This window comes from Desulfovibrio mangrovi (assembly GCF_026230175.1).
Classification (GTDB): Bacteria; Desulfobacterota; Desulfovibrionia; order Desulfovibrionales; family Desulfovibrionaceae; genus Halodesulfovibrio; species Halodesulfovibrio mangrovi.
The window spans coordinates 3,486,628-3,506,769 of the sequence record NZ_CP104208.1; the positions used below are offsets into that span (position 1 = coordinate 3,486,628).

Genomic DNA, 20,142 nt, shown 5'->3' on the forward strand with positions numbered 1-20,142 from the left:
CACGCCTGTTGTGCGGCATTCTGTTCTGTGATTTACTCCCTCCATGAAGATAGTTTTCTGCATCGATGACAATCCCCGCTATCTGATGCTGGCCCGTGTGGCTGTCCGTAGTCTGCGCAGACTCTATGGTGAGGATGTGCCGGTTCTCTGCGTCTATGGTGGGGCAAAGCCTGAAGTCATTGAGGCGGTCGAGGCCGAGCGTATCCCGCTGGCTCTCTATACGCCGGTGTTAAACCATTCAATGGTACCGGCTGCGTTCCATCGCGCCATCGGCGCATTTCTCAAGCTTGAGCTTGCGCTTGTTCCCGAACTGGCCGACGAGGAATACGTACTGTATTGCGACAGTGACATGTATTTTCATGCCCGGTTCGACGAACTGCTTGCCATGCAGCCAGCCTACATGGCCATGGCACGGGAGGCTTCCTCCCCCTTCTGGCATGAAATCCAGCAGATGAAGTATGTATGGCGCGAGAAGGAGTACACGGTTCCGTTGCCCTTTCCCATCTGGACCTATTCCTCGGGAGTGGTGAACTTCAATCTCGGCCGGCTGCGAAAGCATGATCATATCCATAACTTTCTGGCCTTCTGTCTGCAGAATGTGCATCACATAGGCAATCTGGACCAGTCGCTCCTGAACTATTTTTTCGGGAAACGCATTACCAAACTTCCTCCTGTCTACAACTGCCCCCCCTACCGCAGCGAATCGCGCGACACCGGTTGTCTCATTCATTTCCACGGCCCCAAGCCTTGGGATATCAAGCCGGCACTATGGAAGGAATTGCGGATAAATCACTACAGCTGGTTCCGCGACCGCTGGTTTGCACTGTTGACTCCGCAGGAAGCTGAACTGGTGCACAGTTGGGAGTAGGGTTGATCCAGTCTCTTCACCTCTGATTTCGTAATGCTTTTATCGTAATACATTTTTTTTTCAGATACCCTTTGTCTTTTATGGCGCAATCTGCTATGTCGACTAGTTAATATCGTGTGGGCAATATTATTAATTTGGCCCGCGCGTTTGGGGGGGGCGGTGCTCAGCGATTATCCCGTATACGAACCCGATTTGGGACTTATCGAACGCATGCTGCAGATGGAACGCTACGCGTGGCTTTCTCTGACGCATGATATGGGTACCGTTATGTCCATTGACGGCCGTTTTGATGACGTGAACACGCATTGGGAGGCCGTGACCGGGTATGATGAAAGTGAATTGCTCGGCAGCTATCTCGTGGAGTACATGCACTACGATGACCGTGAGCGTGCTCTTGCGGATCTGCAGAGCCTGATTACCGCCGACGTCAGCACCACTTCTGTTGTTTTTCGCTTCCTGTGCAAGGACGGAGAGTATAGGCGCCTTTCCTGGAACCTCATGTTCTCTCCTGAGCATGAGAGCTATTTCTGTACCGTCAAGGACGTGAACGAATCGCTTTCCGACAAGGCCATACGGTACGCTTATAAAGACGTGCTGACCGGTCTTGGGAACAGGCTGTTCCTCATGGACGCGGTGCCCGAGTGGCTTGATGAAGCGCAGCGTGAAGGCAGCCAGCTTGCCGTGTGCTTCCTTGATCTGGATGGCTTCAAGTTGGTCAATGATACCTATGGCCACAAGGCGGGCGACCTGCTGCTGAAGAAGGTGGCGGAAAAGTTGACCCGTTCTGTGCCGAGAACGTGCGCTATCCGGCTGGGGGGCGATGAATTTGTGATTGTCATGCGCGATATCCGGTCCCGCGAGGAGGTCGGTTCTCAGGTGCGCGGGCTTATTGACAATATCAATATGCCGGTCTGCATTGAGGGGCAGGATTGTTCCGTAGGCGTAAGTGTCGGCGTGAGCCTGTTTCCGGAAGATGGCAACACGGTGGAAGAGCTGGTGCAGGTGGCCGACAATGCCATGTATGATGTGAAGCGCGAGGGAAAGAACAACTTTGCGTTCAGCGAGAATGCTTCGGAAACCGACGCCGCCTGATTATTTCCATCGGACGAGAGAAAGATGACGCCATGTGGTTTGCCGCATGGCGTTTTGGTTTATGAAGGGCTGTTTGCTGGCTGCCCAAGTTCAGGGAGTTTTCTGATATGTTTTTCAGAATGTAGTGAACCGCGCGATGCAATCTGTCGAGCGAGCCGGGCTCCGCTACTCATAACATGGAGCAGATTCATTACTCTCAGGGCGTTCGGTCTTGTTTTCATACATGGCACGGTCAGCGGTGTTAAGCAGCTTCTCAAGCGTGGTGCCATCTGCAGGAAATACTGCGGTGCCGATGCTGGCGCAGACGTTCAGCTTGATTCCCTCAAAGAGAAAGGGCGGGTGCAAGGCATTGGCCATCTCGCGGGAAAGGATCGGTATGGCATCCCGAGAGGGGATTTCGGGAATAAGAACAATAAATTCATCTCCTCCGATTCTGAAAATCATGTCCGACTCACGCAGCTTTTTCTGCAGTCGTGCAGCGGTGTGTCTTAGAGCCTCATCTCCTGCTTTGTGTCCATGTGTGTCATTGATATGTTTGAATTTATCAAGATCAATGAACAGAAGCAGCATCATGTGATCGTGGCGGGATGCATAATTCTTGAAATCACGAAAGGCTATCTCCAGATACCGCCTGTTTCCCAGTCCCGTCAGCTCATCGGTAAGCGATAGCTCCACCGCCTGTTGCTCGGCGATTACTGCGCGATGCACAAGACTCTGCAGCATCAGTACTACATAACCCGTGAAGCTCATGGTGGACAGGGTGATAGCCAGATAGAAACCACCAATAAACAGGCTGTCGTGGTGCAACAGTAGGGGATAGGTGACCCAGTGCAATCCCCATATGATGAAAGGAATGCCCACTGATTTCCAGAGCCAGGGGCAGAATGGTGCCTTGTGCCGTACCAGTGTAAGCCCGGTAGCCACCAGAAACGGACAGCAGTACATGGCCACCAGTAAGGGGACGAGTGCAACCTGGCTTTGTATGTGCTCGGCAACAAGGAGCATGAGGGCATAAAAGAGTGAAAAGGCCGACAACAGAGAGCTATGCGCTGTTTGGTCTGTAAACAGGCGGGTTCCGATGTATAGACAGGTGACCAGAAGGCATTCTGAGGCGAGAGTCAGAAGGTCGGCGTGCTCCACGCTGATGATGGTGTGGAACGGAAGCTGGTTGGCGATGTAGAAAAAGAGGTTGATGCTTAAGCCGGCAGCAAGCCAGCGGGCTCCTGTGTTACTGCGGAGAACAAAACTGACCCATGTGAAGAAGAAAGCGCAGATGGCGGTGGATACTGCGCTGATAAGCTGCACTATGTCCAGAATGATCATTGTTTCCGGAAGTCCTGCCCGTAGGGCGTGTTGCTGTAATGGGGTTGCGAGGTCAGTAGCTGACCTGAGTATGGCTATGCGGTTATCAGAATGCCGGGGTCAGAATGTTCTTTTCCGTCAGGATTTCCAGCATCTCCACCACCGGCAACCCGACAACATTGGACCATGAACCATCTATGCGCTCCACAAGAAATGCCCCGATGCCCTGAATGGCGTATGCCCCGGCCTTGTCTGCGGGTTCGCCGGTGCGGATGTAGGCAATAAGCGTCTCCATAGGATGCTTTGCCATGGTGACGGCCGTGGAGACGGCAAAGCTCAGCGAGCGGCCGTCCGGCAGCACGATGCATACGCCGGTGATGACTTCGTGCGTGGCTCCTGCGAGGCGGGAGAGCATGTCCAGCGCGTGGGCGTCGTCCACGGGTTTGCCCATGATTTCGTTGCCAAGCACCACGATGGTGTCGGCCCCCACGGTACAGCTACCTTCATTCTCCATGGCCACGGGCATGGTCTTGGCATGCGCTGCGCGGCGTGCGTAGTCCGCCGGAGCTTCTCCGGTATTCGGTGACGGCTCGGCATCCGGGGCGGTGATGACCCTGAACTCCAGTCCGAGGTCGTTAAAGAAATCACGTCGTCGCGGCGAGCCGGAAGCAAGAATGAGTGGAACGGTTGCTTTATAAACTGGATGCGTCATGGCAGTGCTGGTTGTGTTTGTGGGTGGGAAGACAAAGCATGTCTGACGATTCAGGTCACTCAGGAGATTCAGGCGTGCGGGGGGCTCCCAAAAAGTGATGGCGTCAGCGGCAATTCTTCTTCTCGTATTTTGGAGGCCTAGGCAAGAGAGGAAGGGGGGAATGGGCAAAAGAGGGAAGATATCTGTGTCCGCCCCCTAAACTTTATGGTGTAAAGGCCGAATAAACGGGTGAGGTTGGACGCATTTTCTCCCCTCAAAGAAAAATTAAAAAATAATGCGTTCGGCCCTAAAGTTCTCCTCTACGATTCCGATAAAGGATACGAGGGGAGAACGTTATGAGCGTAAAGTCGTTTTACATCCGAAACATGCTGCTCAAATATGACAAGCAGCTTGTTACCGCCCGGAGGCTGGCGCGTTACAATCATGCGCTCAGACTCTCGCGTGGTGAGGAGGAACAAGGCATTCCTCCGGATGTGAAGCGCAGTATAATGGTGGAGCGCATTGCCAGAGAGGTGATGGAAAGCCTTCTCCTTTCCGGCAGCGACAACCCCATTGTTCAGGAGATAAAGAAGCAGCTTGAAGATGACGTGGGCGAGACCCTGCACTTCAAGTACCCTCCGACCGAACTCGACCTTCAGGTCTACCGGGAGACTCCCGAAGGACCGGTGGAGGTAACGCCAGCCGAGAAAGCGGTCATCATGGAGAAGCTTTGGCACATCTCCTTGGACAAGGTGGATGCCACCATGTTATGACGGGCATGACGTCCCGGGGAGGATCGTATGGAAATCAAGAATTACCTCAAAGCGCTTGATCCTTATCAGACCAAGCTCGACAAGGCTGAGAACGCCAAGGTCAAGGGCGGAAAGCGTGGTGCGGATAACAACGCACAGGCTTCCGGCGACCGGGTGAGCCTTTCCAATGAAGCCAAGCTGCGTACCGAAGCCTATACCACCGCTCTGAATACTCCTGACGTGCGTCAGGAAAAGGTCAATGCCATTAAGGCACGTGTTGATGCGGGAGAGTATGTGGTGGACAGCCGTAACGTGGCAGAAAAACTGATCAAGGAAGAAGCTGAACTGTTCCAGTAGAAAAGCCTTCCGGAGGATGCTTCGGAAAGCTTTTCTACGCCCTTTGGTCCGGTTCTGAGATAGTATGTGATGTTAGTGAGATGCAGGGTTTCCCTGCTTTTTTTGCGCCCGCGCTTCCGTGCGGCAGAGATAAGAAAGGCCCTGTCCTTGCGGACGGGGCCTTTTTGATTGCATGCGGATGTCTGTCTATTCCTGCGGCATGTGCAGGTACACCTGATTGGGGAATTTGCCGTCCACCTGCGGTACCTGCAGGCCCAACCGTGCCTTGTGGTTGATGAGGATGGGGCCGGTAAGATTGAGGGCAGTTTTTTCCGGTTCGCCCTTGGGAATGCTCACGGTGACCAGCACGGCCACCTGCCGGATGTTCTCAAGCCGCAGCAGCTTTTGTTCGGCTTCGCTCACACGGATGGGATAATCCTCAAGAAAACTGTAAGGATCGGCCACAAGCAGCCCGAGCCGAGGATCATCCAGACTTTGCAGCACAAGGAAAGGTGACCCTTCCTTCAACTGAAGAAGCGTAAATTCGTGCTTGTCCTCAAAGCCCATGAGGCCCCGTGGAAAGTAGATAATCTTGTCCATGGAGACCACCTGTTTGCCGAGGCGGGTCTGAACTATTTTTTCGTTTTGCCTTGCCATAACTGGGTAGCTGCCAGAAGGTCCGCGTCACTCGTTTCGAGGGCCAGACGGTTTTGTTCCTTAACTCTGAGATAAACTTCTTCCCGGTACACGGTCATATCGCCGGGCACTTCCAGACCAATCTTGATCTGTTTACCCTGCACGCTCAGTACCGTGATCTTGATATTGTCGCCCAGATGCAGGCTTTCGCCAGGGCGCCGGGTAAGAATGAGCATAGACGTTAAATGAAGTTTGAAAGGTTCATCTGCATGATCTGCGCGGACGACTTGAGCACGCTGTTGTACACAAGCTGTTGCTGTGCAAGTTTGGTCATCAGTTCTGCAACATCAATGTCCTCAATATTACTCATTCTTGCCTTTTCGTCCAGTTCAATGGTTGTGAGCACGTTGCCCGCAACCTCAAGCCGGTTCTCGCGTCCGCCTATGGAAGCGGCCTGCGTCATGATGTGCGAACTGGCAATGTCCAGATCCTCCAGAGCCCGTTGGATACCGCTCTGGTTGTTGGTCTCCGTGTAGGCGACCAGACGTCCCACGGTTTCGAAAAGGTTCTTGCTGCCGCCGTCGAACACCGCTGATGCATTGGAAGCGTTGGGGCTGGTGTAAATGCCGCCGAAAACGTCCTTGCCGATACTGTTGACCGTGATGGTTTCGCGCTGGGCGATCTCGAATTTCACGTCGCCGCGATGCGGTTTGACGATAAACTGCTGGTTCTGCGCACCGGTGAGGCTGGCATTGCTTCCGTTGAGCACAAGGAAGCCGCCGGGAATGAGAAGCGAGGCGCTGTTTGAGGTCGTGGCATCGGACGCAACGTTGCCCGTGACCCACGTGTTGCCGTTATCAAGGCTGTAGGAATATTCGATGTGCCCGCCCATTGTGGCGTTGGAGTTATCGATACGGACAGTGATGTCCTGCGAGAATACTCCTGTGGCGGCAGCGCTTACCGGAGCCGCGCCATAGTGTGTAATGGCGGGCGGCAGGTCGTTGTCGTCGCCCTGATAGACTGCCGTGGGACGGATGTAGAGCCAGGTGCCGTTCAGGCTGCCGTTACTGAGCGTTTCGTGAATATTGGTCGTGTCCACGGCCTGCACCGCAGTGCCGCTCTGGAAGGTGACCTGCACGCCGCCGATGCTCAGGCGGTTGTCGCCCGCCGGAATGGACCCGTTCTGCCAGGTGCGCCCTGCATCGGTCGAGTAGCGCAGGGGAACGGCTCCGGCTCCGCCTATGGTCGCGTTGCTGGTGAACTGTACCACGATGGTCTTTTCCGCCGAACCGGAAATGGAGAAGCTGCCGTTGGAAAAGACGGTGTCGTTGGAAGAAAGGTTCAGGCCTTTGACAAAGGCTGGCTGGTTGGTCTTGTGACCTGCAAAAATATGGCGCCCTTCATACTGCGTGTTGGCGAGGTTGATGAGCTGCTCGTACTGCTGGCGGATTTCGAAACTGATCTGTTCGCGGTTGTTTGCGTCCAGCGTGCCGGTGGCAGCCTGTTCCGCAAGGCCTTTCATGCGGGTGAGAATGGTGTTCACCTGCGTGAGAGTCTGGTCTGCAAGGCTGAGCCAGCTTTTGGCCGTATCGATGTTCTTTTTGTACTGCTCGATTCCCGCGATGGAGTCGCGGTAGTTCATGACGCGGGCCGTGCCGATGGAATCGTCGGAAGGCTTGTTGATACGCTTCTGACTGGATGCCTGAATGTTGGAATCCATGAGATCGGCAAGCGACGTGTTCATGTTGGTCACGAAGCTTGTGAACATGCTGCGCTGGGATACTCTGACTGCCATAACGCTTACCTTTCCGTTCGCAGGTTAGTTCTTCAGGCCGAGGACGGTCTGCATCATCTGGTCTGCGGTGGTGATGAGCTTTGCCGCTGCCTTGTAGGAATGCTGGAACTTGACCAGATTGCTCATTTCTTCGTCGAGGTTGACGCCTGCCACTTCATTCTGGCGTTCGTTCAAATCCTTTGCCAGCGTCTCGTTGAACATGGAGTTGAACTTGGCGTTGGCAGTGTCTGCGCCCACCGTGCCTACCAGCGAGTTGTAGTATTCCTGCAGGGTCTGGTTGGAGGAGGTTTCAAAGGCCGTAATGATGCGTACGTCCTTGTCCTTCAACTGGGCGATGGAAAGGGCGGTCTTGCTGTCGCCGTCGTTGGCTTCCGCCCCGCCGTTCACGCTGCCCGCATTGATAAGGGTGGAGTTCTGGCGCACGTCATCGCGGATAGCGATGGTGGCTGCCGATTCACCTTTGAAGAACGTGTTCAGACCCAGTGACGCAGTCAGGCCCGAGGTATCCGTTCCGAGTTGAAAGTTGTACCCGCTCTTGGCATTCAGCACGAGCTTGTTGTCCTGAATGCTGGCGGTAAGGAATGTGCCGTAAGTGTTGTTGAATGCGTTGCGCACATCTTCCAGCGAGTGGGTGGTAGGATCGAAATTCTGGATGCCCGGTGTTGCGGGGTCAAAGTCCAGCGGACCGAACGATGCCGCAGAGGCAAGCTCGCCGCTGCTGGTATTATAGGCATAGACTGTGACGTTGCCTTCGGCCAGTCGGTTGCCGTAATGCAGGCCGGAACTGTTGGAAGCGAGCGGAACGTTGCTCTTGTCCACACTGTAGGTACCGTACAGGTTGCTCAGCTTGTTTTCGCCGCCGCCCTGGCTGTGCAGGCGGTTCACTTCCCAAGCAATGGATTCGCTCAGCGAATCAAGGCGTTCGCGGTAGCGTCCGATGTTGAAGTCACGCAAGGCGAAGTAGCCGGTGATAGACCCGCCGGTAAGACGGCGCGTGTTGTCCGTGCCGTCAAAATATGCTTGAGGCGTGATGTTCAGGTCTTCCGTGGTGGGCGATATCCACTTCAGGTGGTTCTTGGGCACGATGGTGAAGGTGTCGCCCTGCGTCAGGTTCTGGGTGCCCGCATTGAAATAGATGTCTATGCCCTGCACGTTCACTTTGTCGGACTCGGGACGGGCGGCAAACAGTCTGTCATTGCCGTTTTCATCCTTCAGCCAGGTACGTCCGCCGTCGAGGGATACGCGGAACATGGCAGCGCCGGAACCGGCGTTGCTTGTCACGGTGCCCGACTGCATGACTTCCACGGTGTATTCGTATTCGTCGTTTCCATCGAATCCGATACTGCCGTCAAAGGAAGAGGATGGATTGAGTGACTTGTAGCTGGAGGGGCCGGTGAAATCGATGGAAAAAGCCTCGGTGCCGTCCACAAGGGTGTGGCCCGCCTTGGTGTTCACGGTGAAGTTGCCGCTGCCGTTGTCGATGACGTCCACGTCCATCTTTTCCGCCAGCTCGCGTACCAGCATGTTGCGCTGGTCGAGCAGCGTGTTGGCGTTGTTCGAGCCCGGAATGTCGTGAATCTGAATTTCCTTGTTCAGATCCGCGATGCGGGTGATGAGGTCGTTTACACTGTTCACTTCCTGCCGGATGAAATCGTCCATCTGGTTCTGCATGCGCAACAGGTTCTGATCGGTGTCGTGAAACAGCATGAGCATGTTTTCTGTGTGTGCGAGCAGCGCTTCGCGTACGGCGTCATCGTCCGGGCGCTTGGCCAGTTCCTGCCAGTCGTTGAAGAACTGGGTCATCATGGCATTCAGGCCGTCGGAGTTGGCCTCGTTGAACAGGCTTTCCACGCTCTTGAGCACTTCCTGCTGGGTATCCCAGCGTTGGTACACGGCGTTGCGGTCGTTGAACTGCTCTTCAACGAACTTGTTGAAATAACGGTATACTTCCGCAGCCTTGGCACCGGTGCCGAGCTGCCCCGGGCGGCTGTCGATGGCGATGCCTTCCTCAAAGCGCACGGCCTGACGCGAGTACCCGGTGGTATTCACGTTGGCAATGTTGTTGCCTGTGACCTGAATGGCGCTTTGAGAGGCAAACAGCGCGCTGTTGCCGATGTTAAGCAGGGAAGTGAGACCGCTCATGTGAGACCTCTTCTATAACCGGCCCTGAATGAGGGCGGCTTCAGGACGTGTCTGGGCGTACCGGCCTTTCTTGCCGTAAGTGTTCTGATTCTTGGGCTTGATCTGTTCCTGAATGTACTCGATGAGCGACTGGCTCTGGTCATGCAGGGCAAGGGCAAGCTTGGCGTTTACGGATGCCTGACGGGCGCATCTCTGTTCCAGTTCGTCGAGCTCCACAAGCAGCGTGTCCAGCGTTGCCTGCTGTTCTTCGCTCAGCATGGGCATGACTTCACGCAGGCGTTTGCCACCCAGCATCTTGCGCAGTTCAAGCCGTTCCACGGCGAGCTGGCGCATGAGTTCGTGAATGGCGAACTCCGTGGCGGTTATTTCCTGCGGCTTGTTGTTCCTGAGCTGGGCAAACTCTTCCTCGATCAGAAGCTCGAGGACCTGCATTCCCTTGAACTGGCGGACAAGATTTCCGTGTGTATATTCGAACATGGGGTGCCTCCGTTAGCTGCGGCGTCCTACCGAAAGTCCCGCCAACAGGCGGTTTCTGACTTGTTCGGGGTTCCATGCGAGCTCGCCCTGACGGATTTCGAAGTGCAGGTGCGGGCCCGTTGAACGGCCTGTGCTACCTACTTCTGCAATTTTCCTGCCGGAGCGGATTTCATCGCCCACCTCAACCGCCAACTTGCTGGCGTGGCCATAATAACTCTGCCAGCCGCCTTCATGCTGCAGCACTACGAGGTTGCCGTAGCCTTCATGTTCCCCCGCAAAGATGACCTTGCCGTCCCAAGCGGCTGATATGGGATCGCCCACGTCGGCAGCGATATCCACACCTGCATGCCATTCGCGGCCGCCGGTGAAGGGGTCCTTGCGCCAGCCGAAGTCGGAGGTGATGCGTCCGGGCAGGGGCCAGTTGAGCATGCCCATTTCCGGGTCGCGGGTGCTCGGGCCGCCCACGCCGGAACTGGACCGCATCCGTGTGGGGACGGGGCCTGCCGGAGTTTCGGGACGCTCAAGTCCGCCGCCGGAAGGCTTGTATGCATTTTCAAGCGTCTCGGCTTCTGTGGCGTTGTGGATGATGGTTTTGGCAAGACGTTCAACGCGGCTCATGGCCTCGCCGTCCTGCTCGGAAAAACTCGGGGGGGCTGCACGGCGGGAACGGAACTCGGGTGAGGCGTCCGTTACCGGCATCGTGTCTTCGCCCAGCCCGTCAGGGTGAATGGCGGAGGCGGTCTTGTCCGCATTCTGCGGCTGGCCCGTTTGCTCCGCCCCTTCCTGCCGGAGCGGGGTGTACAGCGGGTCTTCTTCGTAAATGTTGTTGTCGCTTCGGTCCTGCGCGGGTGCGGGGCTGTCTGCGGCACGCAGGGGTTCCAGCGGCATGGGAGCATTCACGCGGCTGGGAGCGGTTGTTCTGCTGGCATCGCCGAGCTTGTTCTGCAACTGCTCATAGAGCATATCGGAGAGACCGATGCCCCCGGCGGATGTCAACTTCTTGGACAGTTCCTGATCGAACATGCCCTGCCAGAATTCCTCGTCCTTGCTGTGCAGGTAGCCTTCCTTGGGCACGTTGGCGCGCATCTGCTGCCAGATTTTCTGCACGAAAATGGCTTCGAATCCCTCAACGGCCTCACGCAGCTTCTTGTCCCGTGCGTTGGGATCGGCAAGACGCTGACGCAGGGAATCGATTTCCTGCTTGCGGCGGATCATGTCCTGACCGCTCATCTGTGCCTTGAGCACTTGTGAGTCGAGAGGGCTGCTCATGCTAGATCACCTCAAGCTCCGCATGCAGCGCACCGGCTGCCTTCAGGGCGCGGAGGATGGAGATAAGATCGCGCGGGGTCGCGCCGATGGAGTTCAGGCCGTCGGTCAGTTCCTGCAGGGTTGCGCCTTCAACCAGAACAAGGCGCTTGTTCTCTTCGCGGGCGGCAATGTCGGTCTGCGGGGTGACCACGGTCTGACCGGGGCTGAAGGCTCCGGGCTGGGAAACCTGCGCGCTTTCCTGCACCACGATCTGCAGTGCGCCGTGGGCAATGGCCACACGGGAAATGCGTACGTCGCGTCCCACCACCACGGTGCCGGTCTTTTCATCCACAACCACTTTGGCCTTGTTGTCAGGCGTGATCTGGATGTTTTCGATGCTGGCCATGAGCGGTACCAGATTGCTCTGGTATTCCGGAGGAATGCGCAGACGGACGGTCGAAATGTCGGAAGCGGAGGCAAATTCGCCGCCGATGGCTTCGTTCAGGCGGTCCACAACCTGTTGGGTGGTGGAAAAGTCCTGCGTGTTCATGTGCAGGGTCAGCGTGTCCTGATTGTTGAACTGGAAGGGAACGCCGCGTTCAACGGTTGCGCCGTTGGGAATGCGGCCCACGGTGGTGATGTTCTTCTGGGCAGCGGCTGCCGCGCCTTCTGCGGAGAAGCCCCCGAGGACGAGCGGGCCCTGCGCAAGGGAGTATACCTTGCCGTCTATGCCCTTGAGGGGGGTGACAAGCAGTACGCCGCCAAGCAGGCTTGAGGCATCGCCGATGCTGGAAACCGTGGCGTCAAGCTGCGAGCCTGGTTGCGCAGAAACAGGCATCTTTGCGGTGACCATGACCGCCGCCACGTTCTTGGGCTTGAGGGCTGTGCGGTCCACGCTTACGCCGAGCTTGTCCAGCATGTTGGCCATGGAATTGATGGTGAAGGTGGAGGACTTGCCGTCTCCCGTTCCGCCGAGACCCACCACAAGGCCGTAGCCCACGAGCTGGTTGTCGCGTACGCCGCCGAACGTGGCGATGTCCTTGATGCGGACGGCATCGGCTGCCGGCGGGAAGATGAGCGTCAGCAGGAGGGCGATCGTCAGCGCCGCCATGGGCAGGGCAGACAGTCTCCATGCGGAGGTAATGGGCAGGGTGCGGGAAATGGCTTTCATGTATCTCTCTCCGTCAACTCTAGAAGGGCCAGACATTGTCCATGAGTCGGACGAACCAGCCGGGCTTCTGCTTGTCTGCCACTGCGCCTTCGCCGTAGTAGGCGATGCGCGCGTTCGCAAGCTGCGTGGATTTTACCGAGTTGTCAGCGCCCACATCGGCGGTGCGGATAAGGCCGCTGATGACGATGTACTGGGTTTCTTCGTTTACGCGGGTTTCACGGGCGCCTTCCACTTCCAGCAGGCCGCCGGGCAGCACCTTGATGACGCGGCAGGCGATGGTGGAGGTGAAGGTGTTTTCACGCTTTGTTTCCCCCTTGCCGTCAAAGGACGAAGTGGAGGAAGCCTTGATCAGGGGGGTGGTGCCCACGGTACCGGGGATGACAACGGGGCCCAGACCGATCTGACCACTGTCGTTGAAGAAATTGCTTACGCCGAGATTGATGGCGGATTCTTTTTCAGTGGATGTCTCCGCCTTGTTCTTGGCGGTGGTGGTTTCCACGATGTTGACCATCACGATGTCACCCACGCGGCGGGCACGGTTGTCGGAAAAGAGGTAGTTGGCCTCGGCGTCGTCAAAGAGCGAGCCGGGGTTGGCCGCGTGTTCTTCCGGCGTCATGGCCGCAGGTGCAGGCATGACGGGCGGCATGGGGTCCGGTTTCTGCTTGGCCGCCTGACAGCCGACAAGGAGTGCGGGCAGCAGGGCTATGAGCAGCGCCGCCGGCAGGGACGGACGGAGTGCGCGTCCGGCTGAAGCCAATATGCTGACGGTGTTGTTTCGGATGTTCATGGTCCACCTCGTGTGCCGGTTTTCCGGCTGGCAGGCGCTGGAGGCCTTGCCCGTTATTGCTTCCGGTTGTTCCGGTTGCCTACTTTTTGATGACCACCGTGGTCGCATCGCGCACGGTAGCATATACTTCTTTCTTGCTTTGCAAATTGCGGACCGGGACAAGTTCCCCCGGTTTGCCGTCGGCCATTGCCTGTGCGGGCACGCTCAGTCGCAGGGTTCTGCCTTCATAGATGAGATCGACCTTGCTGCCCTTGAGCAGCATGGGCGTCATTTCCAGATCGCTCTGATAGATGACCGAGCCGGCTCCCACGGAGCGCAGAACCCGCCAGGGCCCGCCTTTGCCGTTCCAGACATCGCCGTTCAGGTAGGCCAGATTCTTGCGCGCAAAGGTTACGGACTCGGGCGAAAGGCTGTCGAACCGGTTCAGGGGGGCTGCGGCGCAGGGCACCGTTACCCACTGGTCCAATGTGGCTCCGCCCGTAATGCGGCGGACAAGGTCGCCAGCTTCCGTCACCTCGCGCAGGCGGATGGTGAATTGCCCTGCCGCCAGAGACGATGGGGGCTCCATTTCCAGCCTGTTCATGCGGTCTCGCAGAAAGACGAATTGGGGCAGCTGCATATCCCGCACGCTCACCTCGCCTTCAAGAGAGGATGTGTAACGCGTCAATGAACTGACAATGAGGGTGTTCAGTTCATCCTGCCGGACAACCTTGCCTCCCTGCTGTATGGCGATGGAGGCGGGATAGATTGCAAGGTCTGCCGTTTCGCCTATGTATTTTGCCAGTTCCTTGCGCAGACGGTGCCTGCTGATGGTCATGGGCTGTCCCGGTCGCGGCGGTGCGGACCAGAGCGGCATTGCGGCAAGTTTCTTCCAGTTGCGGGGCGTCGCCTTGCCAACAGGTTCGGCGATTTCTCCCAACAGAACGCGATCGCCCGCCACCACAGCGGCATCGCGGATGTGAATACGCCAGTCGGCATCCACCTGCGCGTGCGCCGTCGCAAGGGCGACAAACGCCGACATGACCGCCACGAGTACGGTCAGTGCCGGAAGGTGTATGGTGCGCCAGAGTGCTCTCATCATGAATCCTTTGTTAACCCGCAGTCAGGGCTAGCTGCGCTTGAGCTGAACCGCCATCTGCAGCATGGAGTCGGAGGTCTGGATGGCCTTGGAGTTCATTTCGTAGGCGCGCTGACCCACGATCATGTTGACCATTTCATCCACGATTTCCACGTTGGACATTTCAAGGAAGCCCTGCGAGACGGTGCCCACATTGTCGGTGCCGGGCACCCCTTCCGTGGCCGCGCCGGAGGCTTCGGTGGGCGTGTAGAGGTTGCGCCCCCGTGCGTCGAGACCGGCAGCGTTGATGAAGGTGTAGAGCGGGATGTTTGCGGAGGCCAGTTCCGCGCCGCTGCTGTCCAGTGCGGCAATGTAGCCTGTTTCGGAAACGGCGATGTTCTTGGTTTCCGGGGGCACGGTGAACTGCGGCTGCAGCACGTAGCCGTTGGCGTTGACCACGGTGCCGTCTGCGTTGAGCTTGAATGCACCCGCGCGGGTGTACATGAGCTCGCCGTTCACATCCACCTGGAAGAAGCCTTCGCCTTCAATGGCAAGGTCAAGCGAGTTGCCGGTGTTCTGGTAGTCGCCCTGGGTGAAGAATTTGTGCACAGTGGTGGGGCGCACGCCCATACCAACCTGAATGCCGGTAGGAATGCGGTTGTTGTCGCCCGTTGTCGAGCCCGCGATCTTCAGGGTCTGGTACATGAGGTCTTCGAACTCGGCGCGGCTTTTCTTAAAGCCCACCGTGTTCACGTTGGCAAGGTTGTTCGATATGACATCGATATTCAGCTGCTGGGCGACCATGCCCGTGGCCGCTGTCCAGAGAGAGCGCATCATGATGATATCCTCCTGCGGGGCTTATGCCCGTGACTTGGAAACGCGCTGGATGGCGTCCTTGTCCAGTGCATCCGTGCTTTGCATTACCTTGGTGTAGGCTTCGAACTGGCGCTGGGCTTCAATCATGTTCACCATTTCGGTCACCACTTCCACGTTGGCCGTTTCAAGGAAGCCCTGCGCCACGGTGGTGCCCTGCGGGGGGATTTCCGCGGGCTGCTGGCCGGGGCGGGGCTGGAACAGGTTTCGGCCGCGTTTTTCAAGGACATTGAGGTCTTCGTAGGTGACGATTTGCAGCTGGTCGATCTGCTCGTCTCCGTTGAAGATCTGGCCTGCCTCGTTGATAACGACCTTGGCGTTTTGCGGAATGGTGATGGGGCCGCCGGTGCCGAGCACGGGCCAGCCCTGTTCCGTGACAAGCTGACCGTCAGCTGTTTGACGGAAGTGTCCGTTGCGGGTGACGTAGTCCCCGTCGGGAGTTTGGACCTTGAAGAACCCCTCCCCATGCAGAGCCACGTCCAGCGGGTCTCCGGTGACTTTCATGCTCCCCTGCGAGAAGTCCGTCTGGGAGACGGCAAGGCGGGGTTTGGCTATGTGAATGGGCTCCGGAAACAGCTTTTTGGACCGCACTGTCGCCACAGGTTCCATGATCTGGTCATGCGCGAACATGACGAAGGTATCCTTGAAGGCGAGTTGGTCCTTCTTGTACCCCGTGGTGTTCACGTTAGCGAGATTATTGGTAATACTGTTGAGGCGGTGCTCGTTTGTGAGCGCACCGAACAGGGCGCTGTACATACTGTCTTGCATGGGAATCCTCCTTGCGGCACATGCCGCGTGAAGAAGGATTTGCAAAATAGGGGCCATATTGGGCAGGTGCGTGAACAGCGTCTGGAACGGGCAGGCACCCCCATGCGAGCTGTGCGGCTAGCCAACCGGCGCGGCTTCTGGTATGCGCTAGCATCCTCAAGAGGCTATCCATGAATATCAATATACAGAATCTGACCAAGACCTATGGCGGGCATGACCTGTTCGCCAACTTCTCGCTCGAGATACAGTCCGGCGTGCGCCTGTGCGTGTGTGGACCCAACGGCTGTGGCAAGTCCACCCTGATCAAGCTGATTGCGGGCGTTGCCTCCTCTGACGGAGGAAAGGTGTCCATGCCCAAGGAATGCCGTCTGGGTTACGTGGCCCAGGAAATGGACGAAAGCCTGCTGGAAACGCCCCTTCTCAACTGGGTGCTGGAAGTGCTGCCCGACTGGAACGAGTTCTGGGCCAAGTGGGAAGCTGCCACGCAGGCAGGCGACGAGAGCGCGCTGAAGAGTCTTGGGGCACGGCAGGCGGAGCTGGAACAGATTTACGGGCACAACCCCGAACATCGGGCCAAGACTGTTCTTTCCGGTCTGGGGTTTGCCGAGCGCAAATGGCACATGCCTATCCGGCAGCTTTCCGGCGGCTGGCGTGAACGCGCCAAGCTGGCCCGCGTGCTTACCGCCGGAGCGGACGTGCTGCTGCTTGATGAACCCACCAACCACCTTGATCTGGAAGCCGTGGAGTGGCTGGAGAATTTTCTGCTGGAATACAAGGGCGTGCTTGTCTTCGTGGCGCATGACCGTGTGTTCATGGACAAGATCGGCACTCACGTGCTGTATCTTGGCGCATCCAAGCCCATGTTCCGCAAGGGCAACTTTACCCAGTTCCTTACCCTGCAGGAAGAGATAGAAGCGCAGAAGGTGCGCGAGCAGCAGCGGCTTGCGGGCGAAATTGAGCGCAAGATGGATTTTGTGCGCCGCTTCAAGGCCAAGGCCTCCAAGGCGCGTCAGGCCGGTTCCAAGCAGAAGATGGCCGCCCGTCTGGAAAAGGAACTTTCCGGAATTCAGGTGGAGGCCAAGCGCAGGACGCTGGACTTCAAGTGGCCTGAACCCGTGCCGGCGGACAAGACCGTGCTGAGCGTGGTGGGGCTGGACTACAGCTTCGGCGATGGCACGCGCCTGTGGCCGAATCTCGACTTCCAGCTCTATCGCGGCATGCGCGTGGCGCTGGTGGGGCACAACGGCTGCGGCAAGTCCACGCTGCTCAAGCTCATTGCCGGCAGGCTGGAAAAGAACGGCGGCAATGTGGTTATGGGGTCCAAGGTGCGCATGGGCTACTTCAGTCAGCACCAGTTGGATATTCTGAATGCCTCCGGTACGGCGCTGGGCGAAATCCGCCGCCTGTCCGACCCGCGCACCACGGAAGAAGAGCTGATGTCCGTGCTGGGGCTGTTCATGCTTGGGCAGAATTATTTCGACCGGCAGGTGAGCACGCTTTCCGGTGGTGAAAAAAGCCGCCTGTTGCTGGCTACCCTGTTCCTGTCGCGCAGCAACTTCCTCGTGCTCGACGAACCCACCAACCATCTTGATCTTGAATCGCGCGAGGCGCTGGTGGAAGCACTGGATGCCTTTGACGGCACCATTTTCATGGTGGCGCACGACAGGCACCTGCTTTCGTCCGTGGCCGATCAGGTGTGGGCGTTGGATGAAAACGGCTTCACCGTCTATGAATCCGGGTTTGAGGAATACGACAAGGCCCGCCGCCAGCAGGCTTCCGACGCTTCGGCACGTGACACGGACGGGCCCCGTGCGGGTGGTCTGAGCCGTGAAGAGCAGAAGCGCATCAAACGCCAGCAGGCCGAGTTGCGTAATACTATCTACAAGGACCTGAAGCCCAAGCAGGAGGCTTACGCCAAGCTGGAAAAGGAATTTGAAGCTGCTCTGGAGGAACAAGGCGAAGTGGAAGCCCTGCTTGCCGATCCTGCGGTGTATGCCGATTCCGGCAAGGCATCCGACCTGATGAAGCGTTTCCATGCCCTGCAGGCCAAGGGTGAGGAGCTCATGGAAAAGATGGGTGAGCTTGAGGCCGCCATCAATGAGCTGGAAGCCCGCAAGGCAGCGCTTGTGGATGATGTGATTTAGGAGCCTGCCCTTTTTTTGTTCCGGTCTTAGAGCTTTGTTCGTATATCCTGAATCGCTGAAGTTGGATTGCATGTGCTTTGTATGTCAGCGAATAATTAGTGGGATCTCTTGTCTTGCTGCCTAAATGTCAGGCCGATTTGAAGCGCTTCGCTTCTACGGCGGGACGGAATTGACATTCAACGGTAGGCAGGGGCGAGGCAGGGGAGTCCAGAGGGGCCTTGCTGAGGGGCTGCAAGCCCCGGCTGAGGCCTCTCTGGCCGCCGGAGGCAGCAACGGTAAGCGTAAGACAAGCCTCAATGTAGTCGGCGAAAACCCTGTCAGGAAAGAGCGGACTAGCGAAAAATTCCACCCTCCCTTTTACCCAATCAACTACCCAATCAACTGTCATGAAGCATATCACTGTCGTCGCCGGCATCGTCTGGAACCAAGGCCGCTTTCTCGCCGCGAAACGCCCTGAAGACAAACCGTTCGCGGGTTTCTGGGAATTTCCCGGCGGCAAGATCGAGTCCGGCGAAACGCCCGACCACGCACTGGTGCGCGAGTTTGTCGAAGAGATGAACATCACGCCCACAGCATGGGAATATTGGCGCGAGGTGCAGCACGAATACCCTGATTTGACCGTGACCCTGCACTTTTTCCATATCACGGACTACGATGGCACCGTGCACCCGCTGGAAGGCCACGAGATAGGCTGGTTCACCCACGCGGAAGCCATGGCCATGCCTTTTCTGGAAGCTGATATCGCCATTGTGGACGACCTGCGGCACGTGCCTTACGCCAAGCCGGCGGCACGTTCGGCACAGGAGGCATGATGAACACCTTTTTCCTTATCGGATTGGCCCTGCTGGCAGGGGCCACGCTCCCCACGCAGGCGGGCATAAACGCGCAACTGCAACTGCATTGGGCCAAACACCCCGCCATGGCTTCGCTCGTTTCCTTTTCCGTGGGTACGCTGGCGCTGGTTCTTTATTGCGTAGCGGCCCGCATCCCTCTTCCTTCCTTTGCGGGGTCGACAACCCACTGGTGGCACTGGGTAGGCGGTCTGCTCGGTGCGGTGTTCGTGACGGTTGTCACCTTCCTTGCCCCCCGTCTGGGTGCGGCCACCATGGTCGGTCTTGTCATTGCGGGGCAGATGCTTGCTTCGGTGAGTCTCGATCATTTCGGTCTCTTGGGCTATGCGGAGCGTCCGCTTTCCCTGATGCGCCTCGTAGGTGTGGCCATGCTGGTGGGTGGCGTGCTGATTATTCGCCGCTACTGAAGATGCTGTTGCCACCGCATGGCGTCATATGCCGGTATTTCCGGTACGATGTGGTATCATTGCCATTGTCTTTGCCTACGCGATGGCCTATGCTGGAGGATGCTTTTCAGTGAGGCAGCCTGCTGATGTGGGCAGGTGTGTCGGTATTTCGTTTCGGATTGGGCGGGAAACGAGGAGGACGCATGGGTAAGCTGGCATGGACTCCGGACATGTACGTGGGCGTGAAGGAAATTGACGAGCAGCACGCCGAACTCACGGGCATCATCAACGAGTTGTACGACGCCTACATGGAAAACAGGGACTACGATGTCCTTGCCGACCTGATCAACAAGGTGAACGACTACGCCCAGAAGCACTTCGCCGCAGAGCGCAGGTACATGGCTCCGTATATCGACGAGATGCCTAATTATGAAGAGCACATGGAGCAGCATAGGGAGTTTTTCTCTTCTGCCGTGAATTTTTTGCTGGAGTATCTTGAGAAAGGTTCCGGCATTACGCCGGAATTGCTTGATTACTTGACTGATTGGTGGTTCAAGCACATCAATGGCACGGACAAGGTAATGGGAGCCGTGCTCAAGTCAAAGGGCGTGGAATAGCGCCGGAGAATTTTCTTGGTGGCCCGTTTGGCGGCGGGCAACCCGTTGGCCGCAAGAAGGCCCTGCGGCATGATTTCGACGTTGGCCGGGATTGGCGGATTCCGGCGGCGACAAGGCAAGGGATGCGGGAATGTCCGACATTCCAGATT

At 57.3% G+C, this 20,142-nt stretch carries 21 protein-coding genes; 8 read left to right on the plus strand and 13 right to left on the minus strand.

Going from position 1 to position 20,142, the window contains the following annotated elements; translation table 11 throughout:
- Positions 1 to 43: 43 nt before the first annotated feature.
- Together N1030_RS15555 and N1030_RS15560 are read left to right on the plus strand one after the other, a co-directional pair.
- On the plus strand, positions 44 to 868 hold the full coding sequence (locus N1030_RS15555) for a glycosyltransferase family 8 protein (RefSeq protein WP_265826435.1): 825 nt from the start codon (positions 44 to 46) through the stop codon (positions 866 to 868).
- Between the two features lie 159 nt (positions 869 to 1,027).
- A complete protein-coding gene (locus N1030_RS15560) occupies positions 1,028 to 1,960 on the plus strand; it encodes a sensor domain-containing diguanylate cyclase (RefSeq protein ID WP_265826436.1) in 933 nt (310 codons plus the stop codon).
- 165 nt (positions 1,961 to 2,125) lie between these two features.
- On the opposite strand, the gene N1030_RS15565 is transcribed toward N1030_RS15560, so the two are convergent.
- Both N1030_RS15565 and N1030_RS15570 read right to left on the minus strand, forming a co-directional pair.
- On the minus strand, positions 2,126 to 3,283 hold the full coding sequence (locus N1030_RS15565; protein WP_265826437.1) for a GGDEF domain-containing protein: 1,158 nt from the start codon (positions 3,281 to 3,283) through the stop codon (positions 2,126 to 2,128).
- 85 nt (positions 3,284 to 3,368) lie between these two features.
- Entirely contained in the window at positions 3,369 to 3,974 is a 606-nt protein-coding gene (locus N1030_RS15570; RefSeq protein ID WP_265826438.1) for a Maf family nucleotide pyrophosphatase, read from the minus strand.
- A gap of 335 nt (positions 3,975 to 4,309) precedes the next feature.
- Here N1030_RS15570 and N1030_RS15575 point away from each other — a divergent pair, with 335 nt between their 5' ends.
- Positions 4,310 to 4,726, plus strand: a complete 417-nt coding sequence (locus N1030_RS15575) for a DVU0524 family FlgM-associated protein (RefSeq protein ID WP_265826439.1) — start codon at positions 4,310 to 4,312, stop codon at positions 4,724 to 4,726.
- A 27-nt stretch (positions 4,727 to 4,753) separates the two neighbouring features.
- A complete protein-coding gene (flgM, locus tag N1030_RS15580) occupies positions 4,754 to 5,062 on the plus strand; it encodes a flagellar biosynthesis anti-sigma factor FlgM (protein ID WP_265826440.1) in 309 nt (102 codons plus the stop codon).
- A 186-nt stretch (positions 5,063 to 5,248) separates the two neighbouring features.
- Here the strand turns inward: flgM and fliW are convergent, their stop codons facing one another.
- From fliW to flgF, 11 genes are all read right to left on the minus strand, one after another.
- Positions 5,249 to 5,698, minus strand: coding sequence for a flagellar assembly protein FliW (gene fliW, locus N1030_RS15585; protein ID WP_265826442.1), 450 nt, complete (start codon positions 5,696 to 5,698; stop codon positions 5,249 to 5,251).
- Entirely contained in the window at positions 5,674 to 5,913 is a 240-nt protein-coding gene (csrA, locus tag N1030_RS15590) for a carbon storage regulator CsrA (RefSeq protein WP_265826443.1), read from the minus strand. The genes fliW and csrA overlap by 25 nt, the downstream gene beginning before the upstream one ends.
- 5 nt (positions 5,914 to 5,918) lie before the next feature.
- Complete coding sequence (flgL, locus tag N1030_RS15595; protein ID WP_265826444.1) at positions 5,919 to 7,472, minus strand: flagellar hook-associated protein FlgL; 1,554 nt, start codon at positions 7,470 to 7,472, stop codon at positions 5,919 to 5,921.
- 24 nt (positions 7,473 to 7,496) lie between these two features.
- Positions 7,497 to 9,614, minus strand: coding sequence for a flagellar hook-associated protein FlgK (gene flgK, locus N1030_RS15600; protein WP_265826446.1), 2,118 nt, complete (start codon positions 9,612 to 9,614; stop codon positions 7,497 to 7,499).
- 12 nt (positions 9,615 to 9,626) lie between these two features.
- On the minus strand, positions 9,627 to 10,091 hold the full coding sequence (locus N1030_RS15605) for a flagellar protein FlgN (RefSeq protein WP_265826447.1): 465 nt from the start codon (positions 10,089 to 10,091) through the stop codon (positions 9,627 to 9,629).
- Between the two features lie 12 nt (positions 10,092 to 10,103).
- Positions 10,104 to 11,360, minus strand: coding sequence for a peptidoglycan DD-metalloendopeptidase family protein (locus N1030_RS15610; RefSeq protein ID WP_265826448.1), 1,257 nt, complete (start codon positions 11,358 to 11,360; stop codon positions 10,104 to 10,106).
- Position 11,361: 1 nt separating this feature from the next.
- A complete protein-coding gene (locus tag N1030_RS15615) occupies positions 11,362 to 12,450 on the minus strand; it encodes a flagellar basal body P-ring protein FlgI (protein WP_265829084.1) in 1,089 nt (362 codons plus the stop codon).
- Positions 12,451 to 12,529: 79 nt separating this feature from the next.
- Positions 12,530 to 13,297, minus strand: a complete 768-nt coding sequence (locus N1030_RS15620; protein WP_265826449.1) for a flagellar basal body L-ring protein FlgH — start codon at positions 13,295 to 13,297, stop codon at positions 12,530 to 12,532.
- Positions 13,298 to 13,376: 79 nt separating this feature from the next.
- On the minus strand, positions 13,377 to 14,378 hold the full coding sequence (flgA, locus tag N1030_RS15625; protein ID WP_265826450.1) for a flagellar basal body P-ring formation chaperone FlgA: 1,002 nt from the start codon (positions 14,376 to 14,378) through the stop codon (positions 13,377 to 13,379).
- A gap of 27 nt (positions 14,379 to 14,405) precedes the next feature.
- Positions 14,406 to 15,191, minus strand: coding sequence for a flagellar basal-body rod protein FlgG (flgG, locus tag N1030_RS15630; protein WP_265826451.1), 786 nt, complete (start codon positions 15,189 to 15,191; stop codon positions 14,406 to 14,408).
- A 21-nt stretch (positions 15,192 to 15,212) separates the two neighbouring features.
- Positions 15,213 to 15,995, minus strand: coding sequence for a flagellar basal-body rod protein FlgF (gene flgF / locus N1030_RS15635; protein WP_265826452.1), 783 nt, complete (start codon positions 15,993 to 15,995; stop codon positions 15,213 to 15,215).
- A gap of 170 nt (positions 15,996 to 16,165) precedes the next feature.
- Here flgF and N1030_RS15640 point away from each other — a divergent pair, with 170 nt between their 5' ends.
- From N1030_RS15640 to N1030_RS15655, 4 genes are all read left to right on the plus strand, one after another.
- Complete coding sequence (locus tag N1030_RS15640) at positions 16,166 to 18,139, plus strand: ABC-F family ATP-binding cassette domain-containing protein (protein WP_265826453.1); 1,974 nt, start codon at positions 16,166 to 16,168, stop codon at positions 18,137 to 18,139.
- 386 nt (positions 18,140 to 18,525) lie between these two features.
- Positions 18,526 to 18,951, plus strand: coding sequence for a (deoxy)nucleoside triphosphate pyrophosphohydrolase (locus tag N1030_RS15645; RefSeq protein WP_265826454.1), 426 nt, complete (start codon positions 18,526 to 18,528; stop codon positions 18,949 to 18,951).
- Positions 18,951 to 19,397 carry a DMT family transporter gene (locus N1030_RS15650; protein WP_265826455.1) on the plus strand — a complete coding sequence of 149 codons (447 nt, stop codon included), beginning with the start codon at positions 18,951 to 18,953 and terminating at the stop codon, positions 19,395 to 19,397. Before N1030_RS15645 ends, N1030_RS15650 begins: the two co-directional genes overlap by 1 nt.
- Positions 19,398 to 19,579: 182 nt before the next feature.
- Positions 19,580 to 19,993 (plus strand): bacteriohemerythrin, encoded by a 414-nt coding sequence (locus N1030_RS15655; RefSeq protein WP_265826456.1) that lies wholly within the window; start codon positions 19,580 to 19,582, stop codon positions 19,991 to 19,993.
- Positions 19,994 to 20,142: the final 149 nt, after the last annotated feature.

Excerpts from the sequence above, each read along its gene's own strand:
- N1030_RS15605 (WP_265826447.1), bottom strand. The coding sequence starts at position 10,091 with ATGTTCGAATATACACACGGAAATCTTGTCCGCCAGTTCAAGGGAATG.
- N1030_RS15655 (WP_265826456.1), top strand. The coding sequence starts at position 19,580 with ATGGGTAAGCTGGCATGGACTCCGGACATGTACGTGGGCGTGAAGGAA.
- N1030_RS15620 (WP_265826449.1), bottom strand. The coding sequence starts at position 13,297 with ATGAACATCCGAAACAACACCGTCAGCATATTGGCTTCAGCCGGACGC.
- N1030_RS15640 (WP_265826453.1), top strand. The coding sequence starts at position 16,166 with ATGAATATCAATATACAGAATCTGACCAAGACCTATGGCGGGCATGAC.
- csrA (WP_265826443.1), bottom strand. The coding sequence starts at position 5,913 with ATGCTCATTCTTACCCGGCGCCCTGGCGAAAGCCTGCATCTGGGCGAC.
- N1030_RS15615 (WP_265829084.1), bottom strand. The coding sequence starts at position 12,450 with ATGGCGGCGCTGACGATCGCCCTCCTGCTGACGCTCATCTTCCCGCCG.
- flgM (WP_265826440.1), top strand. The coding sequence starts at position 4,754 with ATGGAAATCAAGAATTACCTCAAAGCGCTTGATCCTTATCAGACCAAG.
- N1030_RS15565 (WP_265826437.1), bottom strand. The coding sequence starts at position 3,283 with ATGATCATTCTGGACATAGTGCAGCTTATCAGCGCAGTATCCACCGCC.
- fliW (WP_265826442.1), bottom strand. The coding sequence starts at position 5,698 with ATGGCAAGGCAAAACGAAAAAATAGTTCAGACCCGCCTCGGCAAACAG.
- N1030_RS15555 (WP_265826435.1), top strand. The coding sequence starts at position 44 with ATGAAGATAGTTTTCTGCATCGATGACAATCCCCGCTATCTGATGCTG.
- flgL (WP_265826444.1), bottom strand. The coding sequence starts at position 7,472 with ATGGCAGTCAGAGTATCCCAGCGCAGCATGTTCACAAGCTTCGTGACC.
- N1030_RS15650 (WP_265826455.1), top strand. The coding sequence starts at position 18,951 with ATGAACACCTTTTTCCTTATCGGATTGGCCCTGCTGGCAGGGGCCACG.
- N1030_RS15610 (WP_265826448.1), bottom strand. The coding sequence starts at position 11,360 with ATGAGCAGCCCTCTCGACTCACAAGTGCTCAAGGCACAGATGAGCGGT.
- flgF (WP_265826452.1), bottom strand. The coding sequence starts at position 15,995 with ATGCAAGACAGTATGTACAGCGCCCTGTTCGGTGCGCTCACAAACGAG.
- N1030_RS15575 (WP_265826439.1), top strand. The coding sequence starts at position 4,310 with ATGAGCGTAAAGTCGTTTTACATCCGAAACATGCTGCTCAAATATGAC.
- flgA (WP_265826450.1), bottom strand. The coding sequence starts at position 14,378 with ATGATGAGAGCACTCTGGCGCACCATACACCTTCCGGCACTGACCGTA.
- N1030_RS15570 (WP_265826438.1), bottom strand. The coding sequence starts at position 3,974 with ATGACGCATCCAGTTTATAAAGCAACCGTTCCACTCATTCTTGCTTCC.
- flgG (WP_265826451.1), bottom strand. The coding sequence starts at position 15,191 with ATGATGCGCTCTCTCTGGACAGCGGCCACGGGCATGGTCGCCCAGCAG.
- flgK (WP_265826446.1), bottom strand. The coding sequence starts at position 9,614 with ATGAGCGGTCTCACTTCCCTGCTTAACATCGGCAACAGCGCGCTGTTT.
- N1030_RS15645 (WP_265826454.1), top strand. The coding sequence starts at position 18,526 with ATGAAGCATATCACTGTCGTCGCCGGCATCGTCTGGAACCAAGGCCGC.